This is a genomic window from Cyclonatronum proteinivorum (assembly GCF_003353065.1).
Taxonomy (GTDB): Bacteria; Bacteroidota; Rhodothermia; order Balneolales; family Cyclonatronaceae; genus Cyclonatronum; species Cyclonatronum proteinivorum.
In genome coordinates this window covers 1,573,584-1,589,742 of the sequence record NZ_CP027806.1, presented here as the reverse complement: position 1 = coordinate 1,589,742, position 16,159 = coordinate 1,573,584, and the positions used below count along the sequence as shown (strand labels likewise).

The 16,159-nt window shown below is 51.0% G+C and carries 14 protein-coding genes and 6 tRNA genes; 11 read left to right on the top strand and 9 right to left on the bottom strand.

From position 1 onward, the window contains the following. Positions 1 to 44: 44 nt before the first annotated feature. Complete coding sequence (locus CYPRO_RS06280; protein ID WP_114983791.1) at positions 45 to 506, bottom strand: hypothetical protein; 462 nt, start codon at positions 504 to 506, stop codon at positions 45 to 47. Positions 507 to 666: 160 nt separating this feature from the next. Here CYPRO_RS06280 and CYPRO_RS06275 point away from each other — a divergent pair, with 160 nt between their 5' ends. After that, positions 667 to 1,614 (top strand): hypothetical protein, encoded by a 948-nt coding sequence (locus CYPRO_RS06275; RefSeq protein WP_114983790.1) that lies wholly within the window; start codon positions 667 to 669, stop codon positions 1,612 to 1,614. 2 nt (positions 1,615 to 1,616) lie between these two features. On the opposite strand, the gene CYPRO_RS06270 is transcribed toward CYPRO_RS06275, so the two are convergent. The 4 genes from CYPRO_RS06270 to CYPRO_RS06255 form a co-directional block, all read right to left on the bottom strand. Beyond that, entirely contained in the window at positions 1,617 to 2,825 is a 1,209-nt protein-coding gene (locus tag CYPRO_RS06270; RefSeq protein WP_114983789.1) for a CDP-glycerol glycerophosphotransferase family protein, read from the bottom strand. Continuing rightward, on the bottom strand, positions 2,822 to 3,586 hold the full coding sequence (locus tag CYPRO_RS06265) for a phosphocholine cytidylyltransferase family protein (protein ID WP_114983788.1): 765 nt from the start codon (positions 3,584 to 3,586) through the stop codon (positions 2,822 to 2,824). The genes CYPRO_RS06270 and CYPRO_RS06265 overlap by 4 nt, the downstream gene beginning before the upstream one ends. 94 nt (positions 3,587 to 3,680) lie before the next feature. After that, a complete protein-coding gene (locus tag CYPRO_RS06260; RefSeq protein WP_114983787.1) occupies positions 3,681 to 4,502 on the bottom strand; it encodes a class I SAM-dependent methyltransferase in 822 nt (273 codons plus the stop codon). After that, on the bottom strand, positions 4,499 to 5,455 hold the full coding sequence (locus CYPRO_RS06255; protein WP_114983786.1) for a glycosyltransferase family 2 protein: 957 nt from the start codon (positions 5,453 to 5,455) through the stop codon (positions 4,499 to 4,501). Before CYPRO_RS06255 ends, CYPRO_RS06260 begins: the two co-directional genes overlap by 4 nt. Before the next feature lie 247 nt (positions 5,456 to 5,702). On the opposite strand from CYPRO_RS06255, the gene CYPRO_RS06250 reads away from it, so the two are divergent. The 10 genes from CYPRO_RS06250 to CYPRO_RS06205 all read left to right on the top strand — a co-directional run bounded on the left by CYPRO_RS06250 (position 5,703) and on the right by CYPRO_RS06205 (position 11,941). Further along, positions 5,703 to 6,053: a MerR family transcriptional regulator gene (locus CYPRO_RS06250; RefSeq protein ID WP_114983785.1), complete on the top strand. Its 351-nt coding sequence runs from the start codon at positions 5,703 to 5,705 to the stop codon at positions 6,051 to 6,053. Between the two features lie 79 nt (positions 6,054 to 6,132). Beyond that, on the top strand, positions 6,133 to 6,771 hold the full coding sequence (locus CYPRO_RS06245) for an LON peptidase substrate-binding domain-containing protein (RefSeq protein WP_114983784.1): 639 nt from the start codon (positions 6,133 to 6,135) through the stop codon (positions 6,769 to 6,771). A 50-nt stretch (positions 6,772 to 6,821) separates the two neighbouring features. After that, positions 6,822 to 7,697 carry an MBL fold metallo-hydrolase gene (locus CYPRO_RS06240; protein ID WP_114983783.1) on the top strand — a complete coding sequence of 292 codons (876 nt, stop codon included), beginning with the start codon at positions 6,822 to 6,824 and terminating at the stop codon, positions 7,695 to 7,697. Positions 7,698 to 7,855: 158 nt separating this feature from the next. Continuing rightward, positions 7,856 to 11,269: a DUF4175 family protein gene (locus CYPRO_RS06235; RefSeq protein WP_114983782.1), complete on the top strand. Its 3,414-nt coding sequence runs from the start codon at positions 7,856 to 7,858 to the stop codon at positions 11,267 to 11,269. Between the two features lie 79 nt (positions 11,270 to 11,348). Continuing rightward, positions 11,349 to 11,422, top strand: a tRNA-Pro gene (locus tag CYPRO_RS06230). Positions 11,423 to 11,458: 36 nt separating this feature from the next. Further along, a tRNA-Arg gene (locus CYPRO_RS06225) sits at positions 11,459 to 11,532 on the top strand. Between the two features lie 10 nt (positions 11,533 to 11,542). Then, a tRNA-Cys gene (locus CYPRO_RS06220) sits at positions 11,543 to 11,613 on the top strand. A gap of 37 nt (positions 11,614 to 11,650) precedes the next feature. Beyond that, a tRNA-Glu gene (locus CYPRO_RS06215) sits at positions 11,651 to 11,723 on the top strand. 39 nt (positions 11,724 to 11,762) lie between these two features. Then, positions 11,763 to 11,836, top strand: a tRNA-His gene (locus CYPRO_RS06210). A 32-nt stretch (positions 11,837 to 11,868) separates the two neighbouring features. Beyond that, positions 11,869 to 11,941, top strand: a tRNA-Glu gene (locus CYPRO_RS06205). Positions 11,942 to 12,128: 187 nt separating this feature from the next. Here the strand turns inward: CYPRO_RS06205 and CYPRO_RS06200 are convergent. The 4 genes from CYPRO_RS06200 to CYPRO_RS06180 all read right to left on the bottom strand — a co-directional run bounded on the left by CYPRO_RS06200 (position 12,129) and on the right by CYPRO_RS06180 (position 16,090). Beyond that, positions 12,129 to 12,377 (bottom strand): DUF3820 family protein, encoded by a 249-nt coding sequence (locus tag CYPRO_RS06200; RefSeq protein WP_114983781.1) that lies wholly within the window; start codon positions 12,375 to 12,377, stop codon positions 12,129 to 12,131. A 372-nt stretch (positions 12,378 to 12,749) separates the two neighbouring features. Then, positions 12,750 to 13,889 carry an ATP-binding protein gene (locus CYPRO_RS06195; protein ID WP_240644852.1) on the bottom strand — a complete coding sequence of 380 codons (1,140 nt, stop codon included), beginning with the start codon at positions 13,887 to 13,889 and terminating at the stop codon, positions 12,750 to 12,752. A 165-nt stretch (positions 13,890 to 14,054) separates the two neighbouring features. Beyond that, a complete protein-coding gene (locus tag CYPRO_RS06190) occupies positions 14,055 to 15,068 on the bottom strand; it encodes a hypothetical protein (protein WP_114983779.1) in 1,014 nt (337 codons plus the stop codon). A gap of 698 nt (positions 15,069 to 15,766) precedes the next feature. After that, positions 15,767 to 16,090, bottom strand: a complete 324-nt coding sequence (locus CYPRO_RS06180) for a hypothetical protein (protein ID WP_114983777.1) — start codon at positions 16,088 to 16,090, stop codon at positions 15,767 to 15,769. Positions 16,091 to 16,159 lie beyond the last annotated feature (69 nt).

Genomic DNA, 16,159 nt, shown 5'->3' with positions numbered 1-16,159 from the left:
CCCTGCCTGAAACAGACAGAGCCTTGGTAAAAAAAGCGCAAGGGCTACTCGACTTCGACATCTTCAACGACAAACCTGAACGGTCGCGAAGTATAATCTGAGTGATCAACGTGAAATATCTCAAACTGTATGTTGGTCTCGCCAACCTGCGCAGGGTTAAGTTCAACGCCCCAACCGTTTTCAGCCTCGCCCATGATGGTTATGATTCCCTCATTGGACATGGTGAGCTCGAGGAAGTAGTCATCGCCTTCAGGCGTAAACAGCTCATTGTCATCATTAATAAACTGCACCATAATCATACCCGAAGAGGTGCCGCGCTGCAGGGTAATAGCGTTGCCTTGTGCATAGGTAATGGTTGTGCCGTCCTGCCGGGCCAACTCCTCACCATTCAGGGTGAGAACCACGCCATTCGCGTCAATATGGCTGTGACCGGTAGAACAGGCCATCATATATGCCGCACTAAAAAAAATGAGTAGGGTTGTGATGAATTGTTTTGATACCTTCATAGCTGTGTTTTTTTTGAAGTTTTGAATTGCGCTAAATATAACAAAGTTGCATTTAGAATATTTCGGATCTCCCGCCTCTTTTCGCTCATTAACCAGCTTTTACAGTAACATCATCCTCAGAACAGCATTCAAACCTATGCAAAACAGACTTTTATAGCTTGTGAAGATCGTAGACTCTGTAAAGCGCCTTTTCCGGCGGATGAGCGATGATCCGCGGGCAAAGGATAAGCTTCCGAAACTAAAGAAGCTGGTTATTGCGGCTGTGGTGCTGCTTATCGGATGGCAGCTGTGGCAGATCGGATGGACTGAAGTATTTCAGTCCCTTCCTGCGCACCCGCTGTTTTACATTTTGTTTCTGGTGATGTACCTCACCCTACCGCTTGCCGAGCTGCTGATTTACCGCGGCCTGTGGAAGCTTCCCCGTTTTTCGCTGTTTCGTGCATTCATCACCAAACGGGTGTATAATGAAGAAGTCGTAGGGTACTCAGGGGAAGTGTATCTCAGCGTATGGGCGACACAGCAAACCGGAAAACCGGCCGCTGAAATTGCCCGGAATGTGCGCGATGCCAACATCCTTTCGGCTGCGAATTCCTACTTCATGATGCTGATTCTCCTTGGGCTGCTGCTCACATTCGAGGTAATTCCCGCAACCGTGATTTTGCCGGAAACGACGGCCGGAATCTGGCTGGCAGTTGGTGTGCTCACCCTCATCCTGCTGTTTTTGGGTATTCGCTTCCGGCACTACTACTTTCAGCTCCCGTTGCCGGAGGCACTTCGCATTATCTCCATTTATGCGGTGCGTTTCGCCCTTCAGCACAGCCTGCTGGTCTGGCAGTGGTCGGTTGTGATCCCCGGTACGGATCTGTCTGTCTGGCTGACCTATCTCGCGCTCATCATCGTCATCAACCGGCTTCCGTTTGTGCCGAGTAAAGACCTTGTGTTTGTTTGGGCGGGCATTGGCCTGTCGCAGTTTCTGGATGTTTCAGCTGCGGGTGTAGCGGCCCTTTTGCTGGTTTCGAGTGCGCTCAACAAACTCATGAATACCGGACTCTACCTGCTGATCGAAGCGAAAAAGAAAAAACAAGACTCCGGAACAGCCAACAGCTAACCCTACCGGAGTATTTCTTCTTCAAGAAGTTTGATGACCCGCGCTGTTGCGTCGTCGCCCTGATGCCGGAAGAACATGTTCCGGACCCTTTCTCTCGCTTCCCGGTACTTTGCTCCGCCGCTGAGGGCTTCAGAGAGCGCACTAAGGAAATCATCCATTGAATGAATATGCGGACCCGGGGTGAATTCATCATACGGCAGCGGCATGCCACGCTCATAGCTGTCGCGATCATAGGGGATGAACAATGGCGGAATGTCACGGAGAAGGCCTTCGAGGTACACGCTGCTGTAATCAGTCACAATCACGTCAGAAGCGGCGACAAGCACTTCCGTTTGCTCTACGACCCGCTGACCACTCAGCAAAATGCGCGGCGAGCACTCCAACAATTTTTTGGGTGGATTAAAATCATTCGGATGCGGACGGAAACAGAGCCATGCATTTTCATGCTCCAGAAAATCACTGAGTTTTTCGGTATTCAGGGCTTCAAAAGGAAGCCAGCGGGTGCGGGTGCGGCGGCGGTAGGTCGGGGCGTAGAGCACTATTTTGGCCGGCTTTTCATGCGGTGTTTCCGGTATGCCCAGCATTTGCAGTACCGCAGATTTCTCATCCCCGCTGCGTTTCACCAGGCTTTCATACATGGGGAAACCTGTTTCCCGAAAACGCCCGGCTGGAAGCCCGAATCTTTTGGAGAACACTTCGGATACGGTTTCTGATGAAGACAAAAAATGTGTGATGGGCTGAAAGCGATACTCCAGCACTTTGCGGTGTACCGCACCGGGCGGCTTGTCTGTGCCGGGCCGCATGTATTCGCCGCGCTTGGTTGGAAGTCCGTGATAAGTCTGTATGATGGCCGCATGGCGCGGCAGTTTTAAAAAGGCAAAGTCGCTTGTGCCGTGGGTCAGAAACAGTGCGCGGGCTTCTCCAAGCTCGCGGAGCCCCCGCCATGAATGCTGCAGGGCTGCCTTTGAGTGACCGAACTTTTGCTGCAGCGTGGCACATAGATCCGGATTCCGGGTAAGCCAAACGGCTTCTATTTCGGGGTGATCCTGCAGGGCTTCAAAAATAATCCTCGTATTCCCGCGGTATCCGTCGCCATGGAAGGAAGTCAGCACAACTTTGTGGGCGTTGGGTTTTGAAGCGGGAATAAACCAGGCCGAAAGCAGGCCGAAAAACCACTGCAAAGGGTAAGCGGTCCTGCTTGATTTGCTCATTGTTTTTGGACTGAAGAATCCTGCAGCTTAAACTGCGCTATGTGCGCTTCCACCCTGTGCAGGTCGGTTTCTGAATCAATTTCATCCCAAAAAACTTCCGAAAAATCAACAAGCTTAAGCTTATGGCCATACTTTTTTATGACCTCATCAATGGCGTACTCATAGTAAATTTGGGTACGTCCGTTCTGAATGAAGCGATCGAGGGTGTAAAACAGATGCTCCGCAAAATCAGCCTCAAAACTGTAGATATTTACCGTTTTGTAGATGAGCGGTGCCTCCGGCAGTTCGGGGCGAAAGAAGAGGGACTTCAGGTATCCGGATGCACTAAGCTCCGCAGTTGTTCCTGAATGAATCTCGGGCTTGTAGATGTCGAGCGCAATCGCTGACTCCTTCAGAAAAGCGGAAAGAATATGGCTTTCGAAGATGAGGTCGCCCTCCAGGAGCAGGAACCCTTCATTAAGGCGCAGCAGGTTGAAAGCAATCCATAATGAATAGATATTATTGCTGCTCGCGTAGTGATGATTATAGGTCACGGTGATGGTCGCAGCATAGTTCCGCTGCGCGAGAAAAGCCTCAAGCACATCCGCCTTGTACCCCCCGACAATAATTATTTTTGTAATGCCCTGATCTAAAAGCGCCTGTATGGTTCGGTCGAGTAAGGGCTGCCCATCCACTTCTATCAGGCATTTTGGGATGTTTGCGGTGTGTTCTCCAAGCCGGCTCCCGAGTCCGGCGACAAGCAGTACGGCAGTGCGAATCATGAGCGTATGTAATAAGTAGTGACTTTAATCAGATAATTTAGGTCTTTCAATAAAGTAATTGTACTGCAAGTCTATTGCAAACGGTACAGGCTTATCAGGCATCAGGTCTTCGGGCAAATCCAAGAATACCTGTTCCCTGAACAGGCACCATTTTCGTATCAGCCCAATTGAGGAACATACCGGGTAAAAAAGTAATTAAAAACCAAAACGGCAACAAAAGTACGGCCCCAAACCCGAGCTTATTAAGCATAAGCATCGGCCACTTGATCAGCATCACCCAGGCCGTGTGTCCGGCAGGGCCGTAGGTGTAGCGCAGGCTGAGGGGTTGAAGACCGGCTCGTTTGAATTTTGACCGAAGCTCATTCGCAGCATAGCCCGCACGGGCGTGTTCATCCACAAAAAAATCATCCCCGTCCGCGTCATTTTCAGCCAAATGTGAAGGCGAGTGCATTAGAAAATACCCGCCCGGCTTGAGGCTGAGCATCATATTGCGCATCACCTTTACATCTTCGGCAATATGTTCAAGCACATCCACACACAGCACCAAATCATAGCCTTCAGCGGTGAATTCCAGCAAATCCTGTTTTTGAAGGATGATGCGTCCCTGCGCGATTTCCGCCGCGAAGTAGTGCCGGCAGTCTTCGAGGTAGTCTTCCTTTACATCGACTGCGAGGATGTGATCTACCGACAGATTTCGCAGCATAAAGCGGTCGTACTGACCAAAGCCGTTTCCGGCATCGAGGATGCGGAGTTTTTTGGGATTGCCCCTGAAAATATCCTTCAGCTTGCGCCGTACGTGCCAGCTTCTTAAAAAGAAAAGATCGAGACCTGCATAAAACAAGGTACGCAGCGACCGGCGGTTGCGGATCAATCCCGCAAGGCGGTCCTTCACGGGGTCGTAGGCAATCTGACTCATACAACCTGATCTTTGGATTCCGCATTTCTGGTTTCCGCGACGTTTACCATGCGGGTATCCCGCTTTTGGCGCACCATCATCTCTCCGAAAAGGCCTACCGAGAAAAACTGAAAACCCAGTAATATGAGCAGAATCCCAAAAAGCAGCAGCGGTCTGCGCGCCAGAAATTCTCCGTAGAATAGCCGCATTATGACCAGATAGGTCGTAATCAGCGAGCCTGCCGCGACGGAAAGTACTCCCGCGGTCCCGAAAAAGTGCATGGGCCGCTGCATGTAGAAATTGATGAAGATCAGCGTAACCAAATCCAAAAAGCCATAAATAAACCGGGAAACGCCAAATTTCGAGACGCCGTGCTTGCGGGGATGATGCACTACTTTTTTCTCCCCAATGCCGCGGTAGCCGTCTGACCAGGCGAGTAGGGGGATGTAACGGTGCCGCTCGCCGTAAAGCTCAAGCCGGCCCACGACTTCTTGTCGGTACACCTTGAGCCCGCAGTTAAAATCGTGCAGGGGGATGCCGGTTACCTTGCGGGTGACAAAATTGAAGAGCCGCGAAGGGAGCGTTTTTGTGAAGGGGTCCTGACGGTTGCGTTTCCAGCCGGAAACCAGGTCCAGGTTTTGCGCCTTCATCTGTTCGATCAGGAGCGGGATTTCGGCAGGGTCATCCTGCAGGTCTGCGTCAATGGTGGCTACGTATTGTCCGCTTGCCTGCTGAAAGCCGTAATGCAGGGCCGTGGATTTGCCGTAATTTCTTTTAAAGCGTATCCCTTTAACCCGCTGATCATCCGCACATAACTGCTCAATAACCTGCCATGAATGATCTGTTGAGCCGTCATCCACAAAAATAAACTCCGGCGCATACGTGTCCCGAAGTGCCTCGCAGAGCTTTTCATACAGCTCGGGCAGGGAGTCTTGTTCGTCCAGAAGTGGTATTACAACACTGACGGTTTCCAAAGGCAGCTTTTAAATCGGCTTGGGTGGGGCGCTCAATCACTTTATGCAGATTGAGCGAATAAACTTATCTTACTTCATAACCTGTATTACGAAATCCGGACGCCTTTAAGGGTTAATCTATTTTTCGGTTCAGGTCATTTGTTGCTGTACTGTATGGATTTAATACTGTTCATCCGTCACAAAAAAGCGCAGGTAAACGCAGCCAAAAGTACAGCCTGCAATAATACGGATTCTCTGACTTGTTCACATGGAAAAACTGTACTACAAAATCAGCGAGGTCAGTCAGCTTACCGGAATTGAACCGCACGTGCTGCGCTACTGGGAATCTGTCTTTGATGAACTGAACCCGGCCAAAAACAGGGCCGGCAACCGCATTTATAGCCCACGCGATCTCGAGCTGATTATGGAGCTAAAGGTTTTAATTCGCGACAAACAATACAGTACTTCCGGCGCGCAGAAAGAAATTGTTGCCCGGCGCCGCAAAAAAAACAAGTCAGCGGACGCCGATGCCCCGGACCTTTTTCCGGAAAGTTCTGAGCTGCAGCGAGATCTCCGGGAAGTCAGGCTGCTGTTACAACAGCTACTCGAAAAACTCTGACAAGCCCTGATTCATTTATGTTAACTACCTCCAATTTAACGCCTACATCCATTTTTGCACTGATTTTCAGATTCTTTTTATGAGCTTCATCCCGCTTTTTCCCTTACAGCTTGTCTTATTTCCCGGCGATAAACTGCCGCTTCATATTTTTGAGCCGCGCTACAAAGAAATGGTTCGGGAGTGTATTGAAGCCAACCTGCCCTTTGGCATTGTCAGCTATATTGATAAACAGGTTTCCCGGGTAGGCACTTTCGCGACTATTTTGCGCCTTGAAACTGAGTACGACGACGGCCGCATGGATATCGTTACCCGCGGCGGTGACCGCTTCATGACCCGCAACTATTCGCACAGCCGCAGCTTTTTACAGGGGTCGGTGACCAGTTTTCACGATGAACAGGAACTCAGCACAGCTGATGAAGAGCGGCTGAAAAAGGTCCTGGACCGGTTTGAAGAACTGGCAGAACTCGCCAGCCTCCGGTTTGAAAACCCCAACCTGGCAAATCCCAAAAACGCATTCGGATTCGGACACATCGTTGGCTTCGACCTCGCGCAGAAGCAAAACCTTCTGGAAATCAAGTCAGAGCGCGAACGGCTCACCTACGTACTCGAACATATTGAGCGCTCCATCCCGCAGCTGCGTGGTTTTCAGGAAACCCGCGATCTGATTAAGTCCAACGGACACTTCCGCGAATTTCCTCCTCTCGATTTCAACCTGTGAGCCTCATTCGACCAAGGTACCCATCACCCTAAAAAACTATTCGATTCTGCATGAAACTTTCTTCTGTTCAAAAAGGCCCCTTCACCCTGTATACCATTGAAACCGGACGCTTCAAACTCGACGGCGGTGCAATGTTTGGGGTCATCCCCAAGCCGATGTGGGAAAAGAAAATCCCGGCTGACGACCAAAACCGTATCGACATGGCCATGCGGTCGCTGCTCGTGAAATCGGAGAAAACCGGACGGCTGTATTTAATCGACAATGGCTCGGGCGATAAATTCAATGAGAAGATGTCAGCCATCTACGATTTCAGCTACCCGTATGGCACGCTGCAGGATTCCCTCGCGGCACATGGCTTCAGCCCTGACGACGTCACGGACATCATTTTCACACACCTGCATTTTGATCACTGCGGCGGAACTACGCGCTTCAACAAAGCCGGCGAGCTCGAACTCGTGTTCAAGAACGCCAACTACTGGGTCGGTGCCAAACACTGGGCTACGGCCAACAGTCCGAATGTGCGCGAACGGGCGTCTTTCTTTGCCCAAAACCTGGAACCCATGCGGCTGAGCAAGCGCATGAAATTCACCCGGGAAGGCGACGAATTTGAACCCGGCTTCAGCATGACTTTTGTGAACGGGCACAGCGAAGGCCAACAGCTGCCGGTCATCCGGACGGAAGGATTCAGCCTCGTATTTGCTGCCGACCTGATTCCAACGGCGGCCCACGTTTCCCTGCCCTGGGTGATGGGCTACGACATGCGCCCCGCTGATACCCTCACCGAAAAAGAACAGCTGCTCAAGCAATGGCACGATGAAGGCTGCTATCTCTTTCTGGAACACGACGCAACCCATGAAGTCATCACGCTTGTGCAGGGCAAGCGCTACATCGAGTCCGGAGAATCCATCACGCTATCCGATTTATAGCATTAGCATAGCCGGCCGGATGAATGCTATCCCCGCTGCCCCGGTTTTGAAAGTCAACGCGCCTGTCATACCACCTGACAGGCGCGTGCGTTTTCAGGGATTTTGGCCGGTTTCCGGTACTTTGTTTCATTTCTTCCATTCGTTACATCCGCATTCCTTTGAGTACACCTACTTCTACCCATCCCCGCATAGCCTACTACCGAAACCTTGCTGAAAAAGCCTGGATTAAAGCAAACCGTCAGCGGAAACTGGCGGTAGCATTCGGCGGACTCTCCGGTTTTCTGAGTATCTTTTTGATTCTCATGCTGATTGAGCAATCTGCATGGCTCTCCCCTCTGCTCAAAACAAGTCTCTGGTTTGCGGGACTTTCTGCCGGAGCTGTGACCGCCTGGCTGCTGCTGCAAAAACTACCGGCGCCGGAACGTATTACGTTTAGCCGCAGGCTGACCAAACAGACACAGCTTGAAGAACTGCGCTATCTGATTGATCTCGAGAAGGAACAGTCGGGGACCTCCGCAAGTCTGCGCGAAGCCGCCATAGCTCATAACATCGGCAGGCTGGAAGCCATTGACGCCCGGCCCGAAGACAACGTGCAACTGCGCATAACCCGTTTTCTGGGCGCTACACCGGCAGCCGTACTGCTCCGCCGGACCGGTCTCATTTTCGCCGCACTCTTGTTCATCAATGCATTTTATGCTGGTTTTAATGAAGGGGTCGCAACGCGCTCCCTGGCTTTTTTCAGCGCCTATGAAAGGCCGAATCCATTTACGTTTACAGTAGCGCCCGGCACCACAACGGTCGAACAGGGCGGACGCTTTTTTGTGCAGGTAGATTTTGAAGGGGAACGTCCCGAAAGTGTCGGACTGCTGCTCCGCACACAGGTTGAAGAACGCTTTCGCAACATTCCGCTGGAAATGACCTCGCCGGGACGCTTCGTTTCTGCCCCACAGGAGATTTTCGAAGACTCTGAATACCGCATTACGATGGATGGCTTCGAGACCTCATCATACATTCTTACAGTATCCCAAATCCCGCGGTTCAGGGAACTCGTTGCGCGGGTTGTGCCGCCCTCCTACACCCGGCTTGAGCCCACGCGTTTTACGTATCCTTTCTCCCGGATTGAGCTTCCGGAAGGCGCAACGCTCGAACTTGAAGGCGTGACCAACAAAACACTTGCGCAAGCTGAACTGCTACGCGCAAACCCGGCTGATACGACCGAAGCACGCATCCCCCTGCAGCCTTCAAACCCGTCGGAACCCACCCGTTTCGCCCACAGCCTGCAAATCACCGATCCTGACACCCTGCGCTTCAGCCTCACCGACGCAGACGGGCTTGAAAACCGGAATCCGTTCAACTTCAGCCTGCGGGTAATCCGCGATCAGCACCCGACCGTGCGTATAGTGCAGCCTGAGGCGGTTATCCAAAAACGCAACCCGCGTGACATCACCCTTCGCGTAGAAGCCCGCGACGACTACGGCATTTCCGGGATGTTTCTCCGCTATGAGGTACGGGAAGGCTTCAGCGATGAGGTGCGCAGCGGCTCTGTGCGCATATCCGGTTCGGCACCGGCCTCTGCCAACCTGAGCTACGACTGGGACCTCACAGGGCTGAACCTGCAATCGGCTGATGAGGTCGTTTACTGGGTTGAGGTCTTTGACAATGATGAAATTAACGGCCCGAAATCGGCTGAATCAGGCCGAAATGTGATCAGGGCAGCTTCACTTGCCGAAAGCCTGCTGCAGCAGGAAGAACAGGAAGACGAAGTACAACAGCGTCTTGATGACCTCAGTCGTCAGCAGCAGGAAGCGAGGGAAGACTTACAGCAGCTGCGTGAAAACATCATTCAGAATCCGGACCAAAGCTGGGAACAGGAACGCCTGACGGAAGAAATGATGGGACGTCAGGAGGAAGTGTCTGAGCAATTGCAGCAGCTGCAGCAGGAATTTGAGCAAATGCGCTCTGAAATTATGCAGGATGACACCATCAGTGAGGATACCCGCAGGCTGTACGAAGAACTGCAGCAGCTGATGGAAGAAATTGATGATCCCAAGATCATGGAGCTGATGGAGCGCCTGCAGGAGAGTTTCCAAAACATGGATCAGCAGCAGATTCGGGAAGCCCTTGAAAACCTGGAGTTTAATGAGCGCAACTATCAGGAGCGGCTTGAACGGACCGTAGAACTGTTCAAGCAGCTGCGCCTGAATGCCGACATGGACCGCACTGCAGCCCTGCTCGAAGAACTTGCACAGCAGGAAGAGCGGCTCATGGAAATGGAAGACACTGAAGCACAGCAGCAGCAACAGGAAAGCATTCAGGAGGAACTCGACCGCCTGCAGGAAAAAATGGAACGCATGGCCGAACAGTCTCCTGCCCGGCAGCAGGCCCGCATGGATGAACTTTCACAGCAAATGCAGGAGCAAATGCAGCAGGTGCAGGAACAGATTCAGGAAAACATCGATCAGCTTGGTGACCCGGGCAGCAGTCCGCAGGATAGCCGCGAACAGCAGGAACAAATCCGGGATCAGCTGCGGGATATGAGTCAGCAGATGGCACAAGCCCGCTCACAGATGAATCAGGAACGCATCAACGTCAATATTGCAGCGCTGAAATCCATCTTCCAAAGCATGCTGACGCTCTCAGAAGCGCAGGAAGATCAGAATCAGGAAACACTCCGGCTGGAAGCCAACAGCATTGCCTTTGTGCAGCAGGCGCGGTCACAGCGCAATATTGCGTCCAATTTTGCTATGGTCGTGGACAGCCTGTATCAGGTTGCCAAAGAAATTCCCACTTTCACCAATGCCGCGCTGGAGCACCGCCTGAATGTGGAGCGGGTGCTTTCCCAAAGTGTAGATTACCTGCGGGAGAGAAACCGGAATCAGGCCACAACGGCTGAACGCATGGCCCTGGGCGGACTGAATCAGCTTACGGGCATGGTGGCCGATCTGCTCGATCAGCTTGACATGGACGGAGACGGAGATAACGGCGGTTGCGGCGGCATGTCGGCTGAGCAAATGCTGGAACAAATGGAGCAGATGGGTGAACAGCAGCAGCAGCTGAATCAGCAGATTCAGGATTTTATAAATGACATTGCCGGCGACCGGCTGACGCAGGAGCAGATGGAGCGGCTTGATCAGATGGCACGGCAACAGAACGAAATAAGGCGGCAGCTTCAGGAAATGCAGCAGCGCGGTGCGCTTCGCCCCGGAGACCGGCTGCTTAGCGAATTCGAACGTATGCTGGAAGAAATGGAAGACACCATCAACGACCTGCGCGGCGGCAGTACGGATGACATACTCGTGGAGCGTCAGCAAAATATTCTCTCGCGCATGCTGGAGACACAGCGCGCTTTCGATCAGCGGGACGAAAGCGAGGAACGCCGCGGCATTTCAGCCGAAGACATTGAGCTTTCAGAGCCCCCTGAAATGACGCTTGAGGAGCTTGAACGGGAAATCAGAAGGCGTTTACAAGATCCGGATCAAACGCGTTTCAGCGAAGATTATCAGCAGTTAATCCGGATTTATTTTCAGATTTTACAGGAACTTGAGGGCGAAGAACTCACGCTTCCTGACTGATAATTCCACACAACTTTGGTTCAAACACTTGCATTGAGCTTTGTTTAAGCTTATATTTGAATTCTTTGCAATAATCATTCGGGGCGTAGCGCAGCCCGGTAGCGCATCTGCTTTGGGAGCAGAGGGTCGCAGGTTCAAATCCTGTCGCCCCGACGATATTGCAAGTTCTTTGATTAATTGCTAATATGAGCGCCCGTAGCTCAACCGGATAGAGCAACTGCCTTCTAAGCAGTAGGTTCCAGGTTCGAGTCCTGGCGGGCGTACGCAAAATACGGCGACATGGCCGAGTGGCTAGGCAGAGGTCTGCAAAACCTCGTACAGCGGTTCGAATCCGCTTGTCGCCTCGGTTTATTGTTCTTTTTTGTGTATCATATTCCCCATGCCGCGTTCGTCTAGGGGCCTAGGACGCCGCCCTTTCACGGCGGTAGCACGGGTTCGAATCCCGTACGCGGTACTAAACCGGTTTCTCAGCAATGAAAGACCGGTTTTCACGGAGCCCATAGCTCAGTAGGTTAGAGCGCCAGGTTGTGGCCCTGGAGGCCGTGGGTTCAAATCCCATTGGGCTCCCATTTTGTTCTTCCACATGTTACACTTTCTATGCCGCGTTCGTCTAGGGGCCTAGGACGCCGCCCTTTCACGGCGGTAGCACGGGTTCGAATCCCGTACGCGGTACTTTTAAAGGCTGGTTTCTTTATGAAATCAGCCTTTTTTTGTTTGGTGACGCATTACCTGTTGCAGTAGCGAAGGGCGACTTTTCATGCAAAGGTAAACCCGCGTAAATCGCACAATGTGAAGGGATTCAGGTACTGCGCCTTCTTACCACAGCGACCTACCCCGGAATTACCCAAATAAGTTGGGCTCAGTCTCCGGAGCTGCTTTGGCGGTGCTCGCGGATGAGGGGCGGCAGCAAACGTGTAAGACCATTTATTTTGATTTCGTACATGGTTGCAAGCTGCTGACCCAGTTTCCCGGAAGGCCAGCCCTGCCTTTCAAACCACTCCAAATAAAATACCGGCAAATCTGTGAGCCAGCTGCCTTCGAACCGCCCGTAGGGCATTCGCGCATTCACGAGATCAATCAAAAACCGAGGGTCAGGGTGCAGCTCCATTTTTTACCGGGGGTTAAGTGGTGATGAGATCAGTGGCGTCAGACGTACACACACTTCGGACGCCGTCTTAGCTCAAACCCTGGTACACTTTTTAATGTACCTGCGAAATTTGGCGCTGTTAGTCCGAAGCTGATGAGCCTGCCATTTTTTTTCAGTTTGATGATCCTGCTTCCAAATCCAAAAAGCAAGGGATTTATCTTTGGCCTGGGAGCTTTAATCTGTCACGGTGCCCCTGATGTTCGAGGAGTTTTCCCCAAAAAAATAAGACCTGAACTAATTGGTCAGCTGCGTGCAGGCTTACGCAGCCGGAGCTGTTTTCCTGTGTGTTTGTGATGGTTTTGAGGCGGTTTTGAAGACGAGGGGCAAGCCGGCTTAGCTAAGTTGTGCCTGCAGTATTTCGGTAAGCTGATCCCATGGGATAACCCGGGCTCCGTCTGAGCGCTGCTGCCGCTGTGTGCCGCCGTAAATGATGTAGGCCTGCGGGGTATCGGTCAGCTTTTGCCAGTACCGGATGTTCCTGAAAAAAGCCGGTTGCACGGTCATGCCGGCTTTGATTTCTATGGGAATGGGGGTGCTGCCGCTTTCGAGAATGAGATCGAGCTCGCGGCCGCTTTTGTCGCGCCAGTAGTACATGCGCGGTTCGAGGCCCTGATGCATGAAGTGTTTCCCGACTTCTGAAACGATGAGGGATTCAAACAGGCTTCCGCGCGCCGGGTGCTGTGCAAGGTCAGCTGTAGTACGAATACCGAGCAAGGCGCACACAAGACCTGTATCCCAGAAATACAGTTTGGGGCGCTTGGTGATGGTTTTGTTGAAGTTCCGGTGATAGGGTTTGAGCAAAAAGATAACAAAGCTGCTCACCAGAATGCTGAGCCAGGCCTGAGCCGTTTTCTGATCAATGCCGGCTTCCAGCGCCAAAGCGGTTACATTCAGTTCCTGTCCGTTTCTGCCGGCAACGAGCTTAACAAAGCGGTCGAAGGCCATGAGGTCGGTGATGTTTCGGATTTGCCGGACATCCCGCTCAACGTAGGTGCGGATGTACTGTGGCAGCCATTGCGGACCGGGAATTTGCTGATCATGTACCGGCGGATAAAAGCCGTTAAGCATGAGGGAATCAGGCTTAAATGAAATCTCCGGCTTTGGGTCCGTTTCACTGGCGTTGGCTTGCGAAAGCTCATGCAGGGAAAAGGGCAGCAAGTTCAGGTAGGCGACGCGCCCGGCAAGGGTTTGGGATATGTTTTGCTGCAGGAGAAAGTTGTTGGAGCCTGTTAAAATGAACAGGCCTTTAGCGCGGCTTTCATCGAGAATGCGCTGCAAATATGAAAACAAGGCAGGCACCCGCTGTATCTCATCGAGGACAGCACCGTCAGGAAAGGAGGCAAGAAATCCGCGGGGATCTTCTGTGGCAAACTGAAAGGTTTCCGGGTCTTCGAGGGTTGAATAGGGCTTGTCTGCAAACAGGTGCCGGGCAAGAGTCGTCTTGCCGGATTGCCGCGGGCCTGTTAATGCCACGGCCTTCCACATTTTAGCGGAATTTTGCAGGTAGGGACTAAGCGTTCGTTTTATCATCCATCAAACTTACGAAAAATCCGGAATCGGATTCCGGATTTTTCCGGAATTGAGAATGATCAGGTGTTTTTTTGCTCTGCTTATTCTTCGGAGAAGAGTTGCGCGGTTTTACAGTAGTTTATCGAAATGGATATCGAGAAGAAACAGCTCTTCGGTTTCAAGATCGACAGCTATGAGGGCGTCGCCGAAGGTGCCGATCACGAAATAATCAGATTGCTGATGAAGGATGGTTTCGCCTTCCTGTGTGATGAGTCCGAGCCAGTAGCCGCCCTGATAGGTGTAGGAAACCAGAAGGTGCGGTTCGCCCCCTTGCTCCAGAACGAGCAAGTTGTTGTACTGCTGAAAAGACCGGATATCCGCCAGGAAATCGTTCTGATCTTCAAAGGTGTAATCGGTGAGGGTTGTGCTGTTGAGTCCGAGGGCCATGAAGTCCGGGTGGAGATAGCTCGTTTCTTCGGTGCTTTCGTCAAAAACGTAGATGAAGGGCATTAGCGAGCTCATGGTGAAAATGCGGTCACCAATCCGCTGTATGCCGCCGCCGGGGACGACCATCGAGAAGACCTGAAAAGGCTCGGGGAGCAAGAAATGGAGGTGTGCCTGATTGGTTTCGAGGTTGTCGCGCCGCATGAGGTACATGCCGGCATTGGTTCGGTACAGCCAGGGGGAGTGCGGGGCGTAGGTGAACCATTTACCGGGGGTGTCGCCATAAAACAGATGATGACGCAGGCTTCCGTCGGCTTCATAAATGATAAACTGACTCTCCCCATGATCGGTCAGCCCGATGAGGCCGTCCGCGCTCCAGGTTCGCATGGGCGAGATGTATTCGCCCGGCTCTGTGCCGATCCGGGAGATTTGCTGCAAACCGGGCTCGCACAATCCCGCATAATACAGGGCTTTGGTGCGGAATTCCGTCAGTAATAGGGTACATGCGTCGAGTTTGGCAGCACTTGTCATAACCCGTGGTGAGATGAAATCTTCGGGCAGCTCAACCTGCTGCCGCACTTCAACCGGGAAGTTCGTTACTGTTGCTTCCTGCGGTACTGATGGGGTGCAGGCCGAAAACAAAGCTGCAAGGAACACACTTATGAAGCAAAGCAAGGGGGAAGTAAATCTGAACTGCATGGTTTAAAATCGGGATAAAAAAACAAAGCCGGATGAGGGAAAGGTTTTCTCATCCGGCGGGATTTAGATCAGCTTAATTTAAACGAGTAATGTTTTAGGGCTGAGTCTTCTTATCAATTACAGACTCCACATTACCGGAGCTACTAAAGTAAGAAGAAATCATTTTGCTAATCCCAGCACCACCAAACAAACCTGTTAAAAAAGTCAGTCATGGTATAAAGAAGTCTTCTTTATAAATCAAAATCAGAGCCCGCTCCGAAAAGTCAATTTCAGCAAAAAAAAGTGGCCTCTATTGCAAATAAAGAGGGGTTAAAACCCTCAAAATGGACTTTTCGGAGTAAGCTCAAATCACTAAAGTAAAAAGTGGAAGAACAACTATAGTCGCGACTATAAATGTCTGAACTGTTTTTTGCAAAATTACAGAGTTATCAATCCTTTTAGACTCAATCTCTTTAATAACGTCTAATCTTTTTGACTGATAGCCAAACGCATTCTGCTCATTTTGCTTTAACAAATCAATCGCCATTTTAAATTGTTCATCATCGAGACCTGAAATATCAAAATCAGACTTTGACCCTTTTTATAGGGATAAAAATTCTAACTCTGATAGAATCTCTCTAACCTTGCCTTTAGGTATGGGACTAATCTCCTTTGGCTCTTCACTATGATTTTTATCTGGATCCGAACGAGTGCTCATTTTACTTCAAAAAGTTTTTTTGATTGTAATAAAAAACACTCACCGGATAATCATCTGCTTTTTTGTCGGAAGAGAGCTTTTTAAGCAAATGAGCGAAATTGCGGTTCACAATCGCGATTCTTTCCTTGAGAAAATAATTTGCTCTTTTTTCAAGATAAACTTCGCTCAATATTTTTGTCAGATAGCGCACTTCAGACTCTGATATATCATGCTCCCGAACATATTCTTCGAGTGAATCAATTATTGTTTCGAAAGCTTCGTCCAGGGCTTCTGTTTGTTTTGTCCTGAAAGACAGAGGGTTTGTCTTATGGGCGACCATTTCCATCGTTTTTTAGGAAAAATATTAAGTTGTTTTACGACCTGCAATACGCCTGATTGCTTCTTCCAAACTGCA

Coding starts and splice junctions, on each gene's coding strand:
- CYPRO_RS06280 (WP_114983791.1), bottom strand. CDS start 506: ATGAAGGTATCAAAACAATTCATCACAACCCTACTCATTTTTTTTAGT.
- CYPRO_RS06250 (WP_114983785.1), top strand. CDS start 5,703: ATGGAAAAACTGTACTACAAAATCAGCGAGGTCAGTCAGCTTACCGGA.
- CYPRO_RS06190 (WP_114983779.1), bottom strand. CDS start 15,068: ATGCAGTTCAGATTTACTTCCCCCTTGCTTTGCTTCATAAGTGTGTTC.
- CYPRO_RS06260 (WP_114983787.1), bottom strand. CDS start 4,502: ATGAGTCAGATTGCCTACGACCCCGTGAAGGACCGCCTTGCGGGATTG.
- CYPRO_RS06200 (WP_114983781.1), bottom strand. CDS start 12,377: ATGGAGCTGCACCCTGACCCTCGGTTTTTGATTGATCTCGTGAATGCG.
- CYPRO_RS06240 (WP_114983783.1), top strand. CDS start 6,822: ATGAAACTTTCTTCTGTTCAAAAAGGCCCCTTCACCCTGTATACCATT.
- CYPRO_RS06265 (WP_114983788.1), bottom strand. CDS start 3,586: ATGATTCGCACTGCCGTACTGCTTGTCGCCGGACTCGGGAGCCGGCTT.
- CYPRO_RS06245 (WP_114983784.1), top strand. CDS start 6,133: ATGAGCTTCATCCCGCTTTTTCCCTTACAGCTTGTCTTATTTCCCGGC.
- CYPRO_RS06180 (WP_114983777.1), bottom strand. CDS start 16,090: ATGGAAATGGTCGCCCATAAGACAAACCCTCTGTCTTTCAGGACAAAA.
- CYPRO_RS06270 (WP_114983789.1), bottom strand. CDS start 2,825: ATGAGCAAATCAAGCAGGACCGCTTACCCTTTGCAGTGGTTTTTCGGC.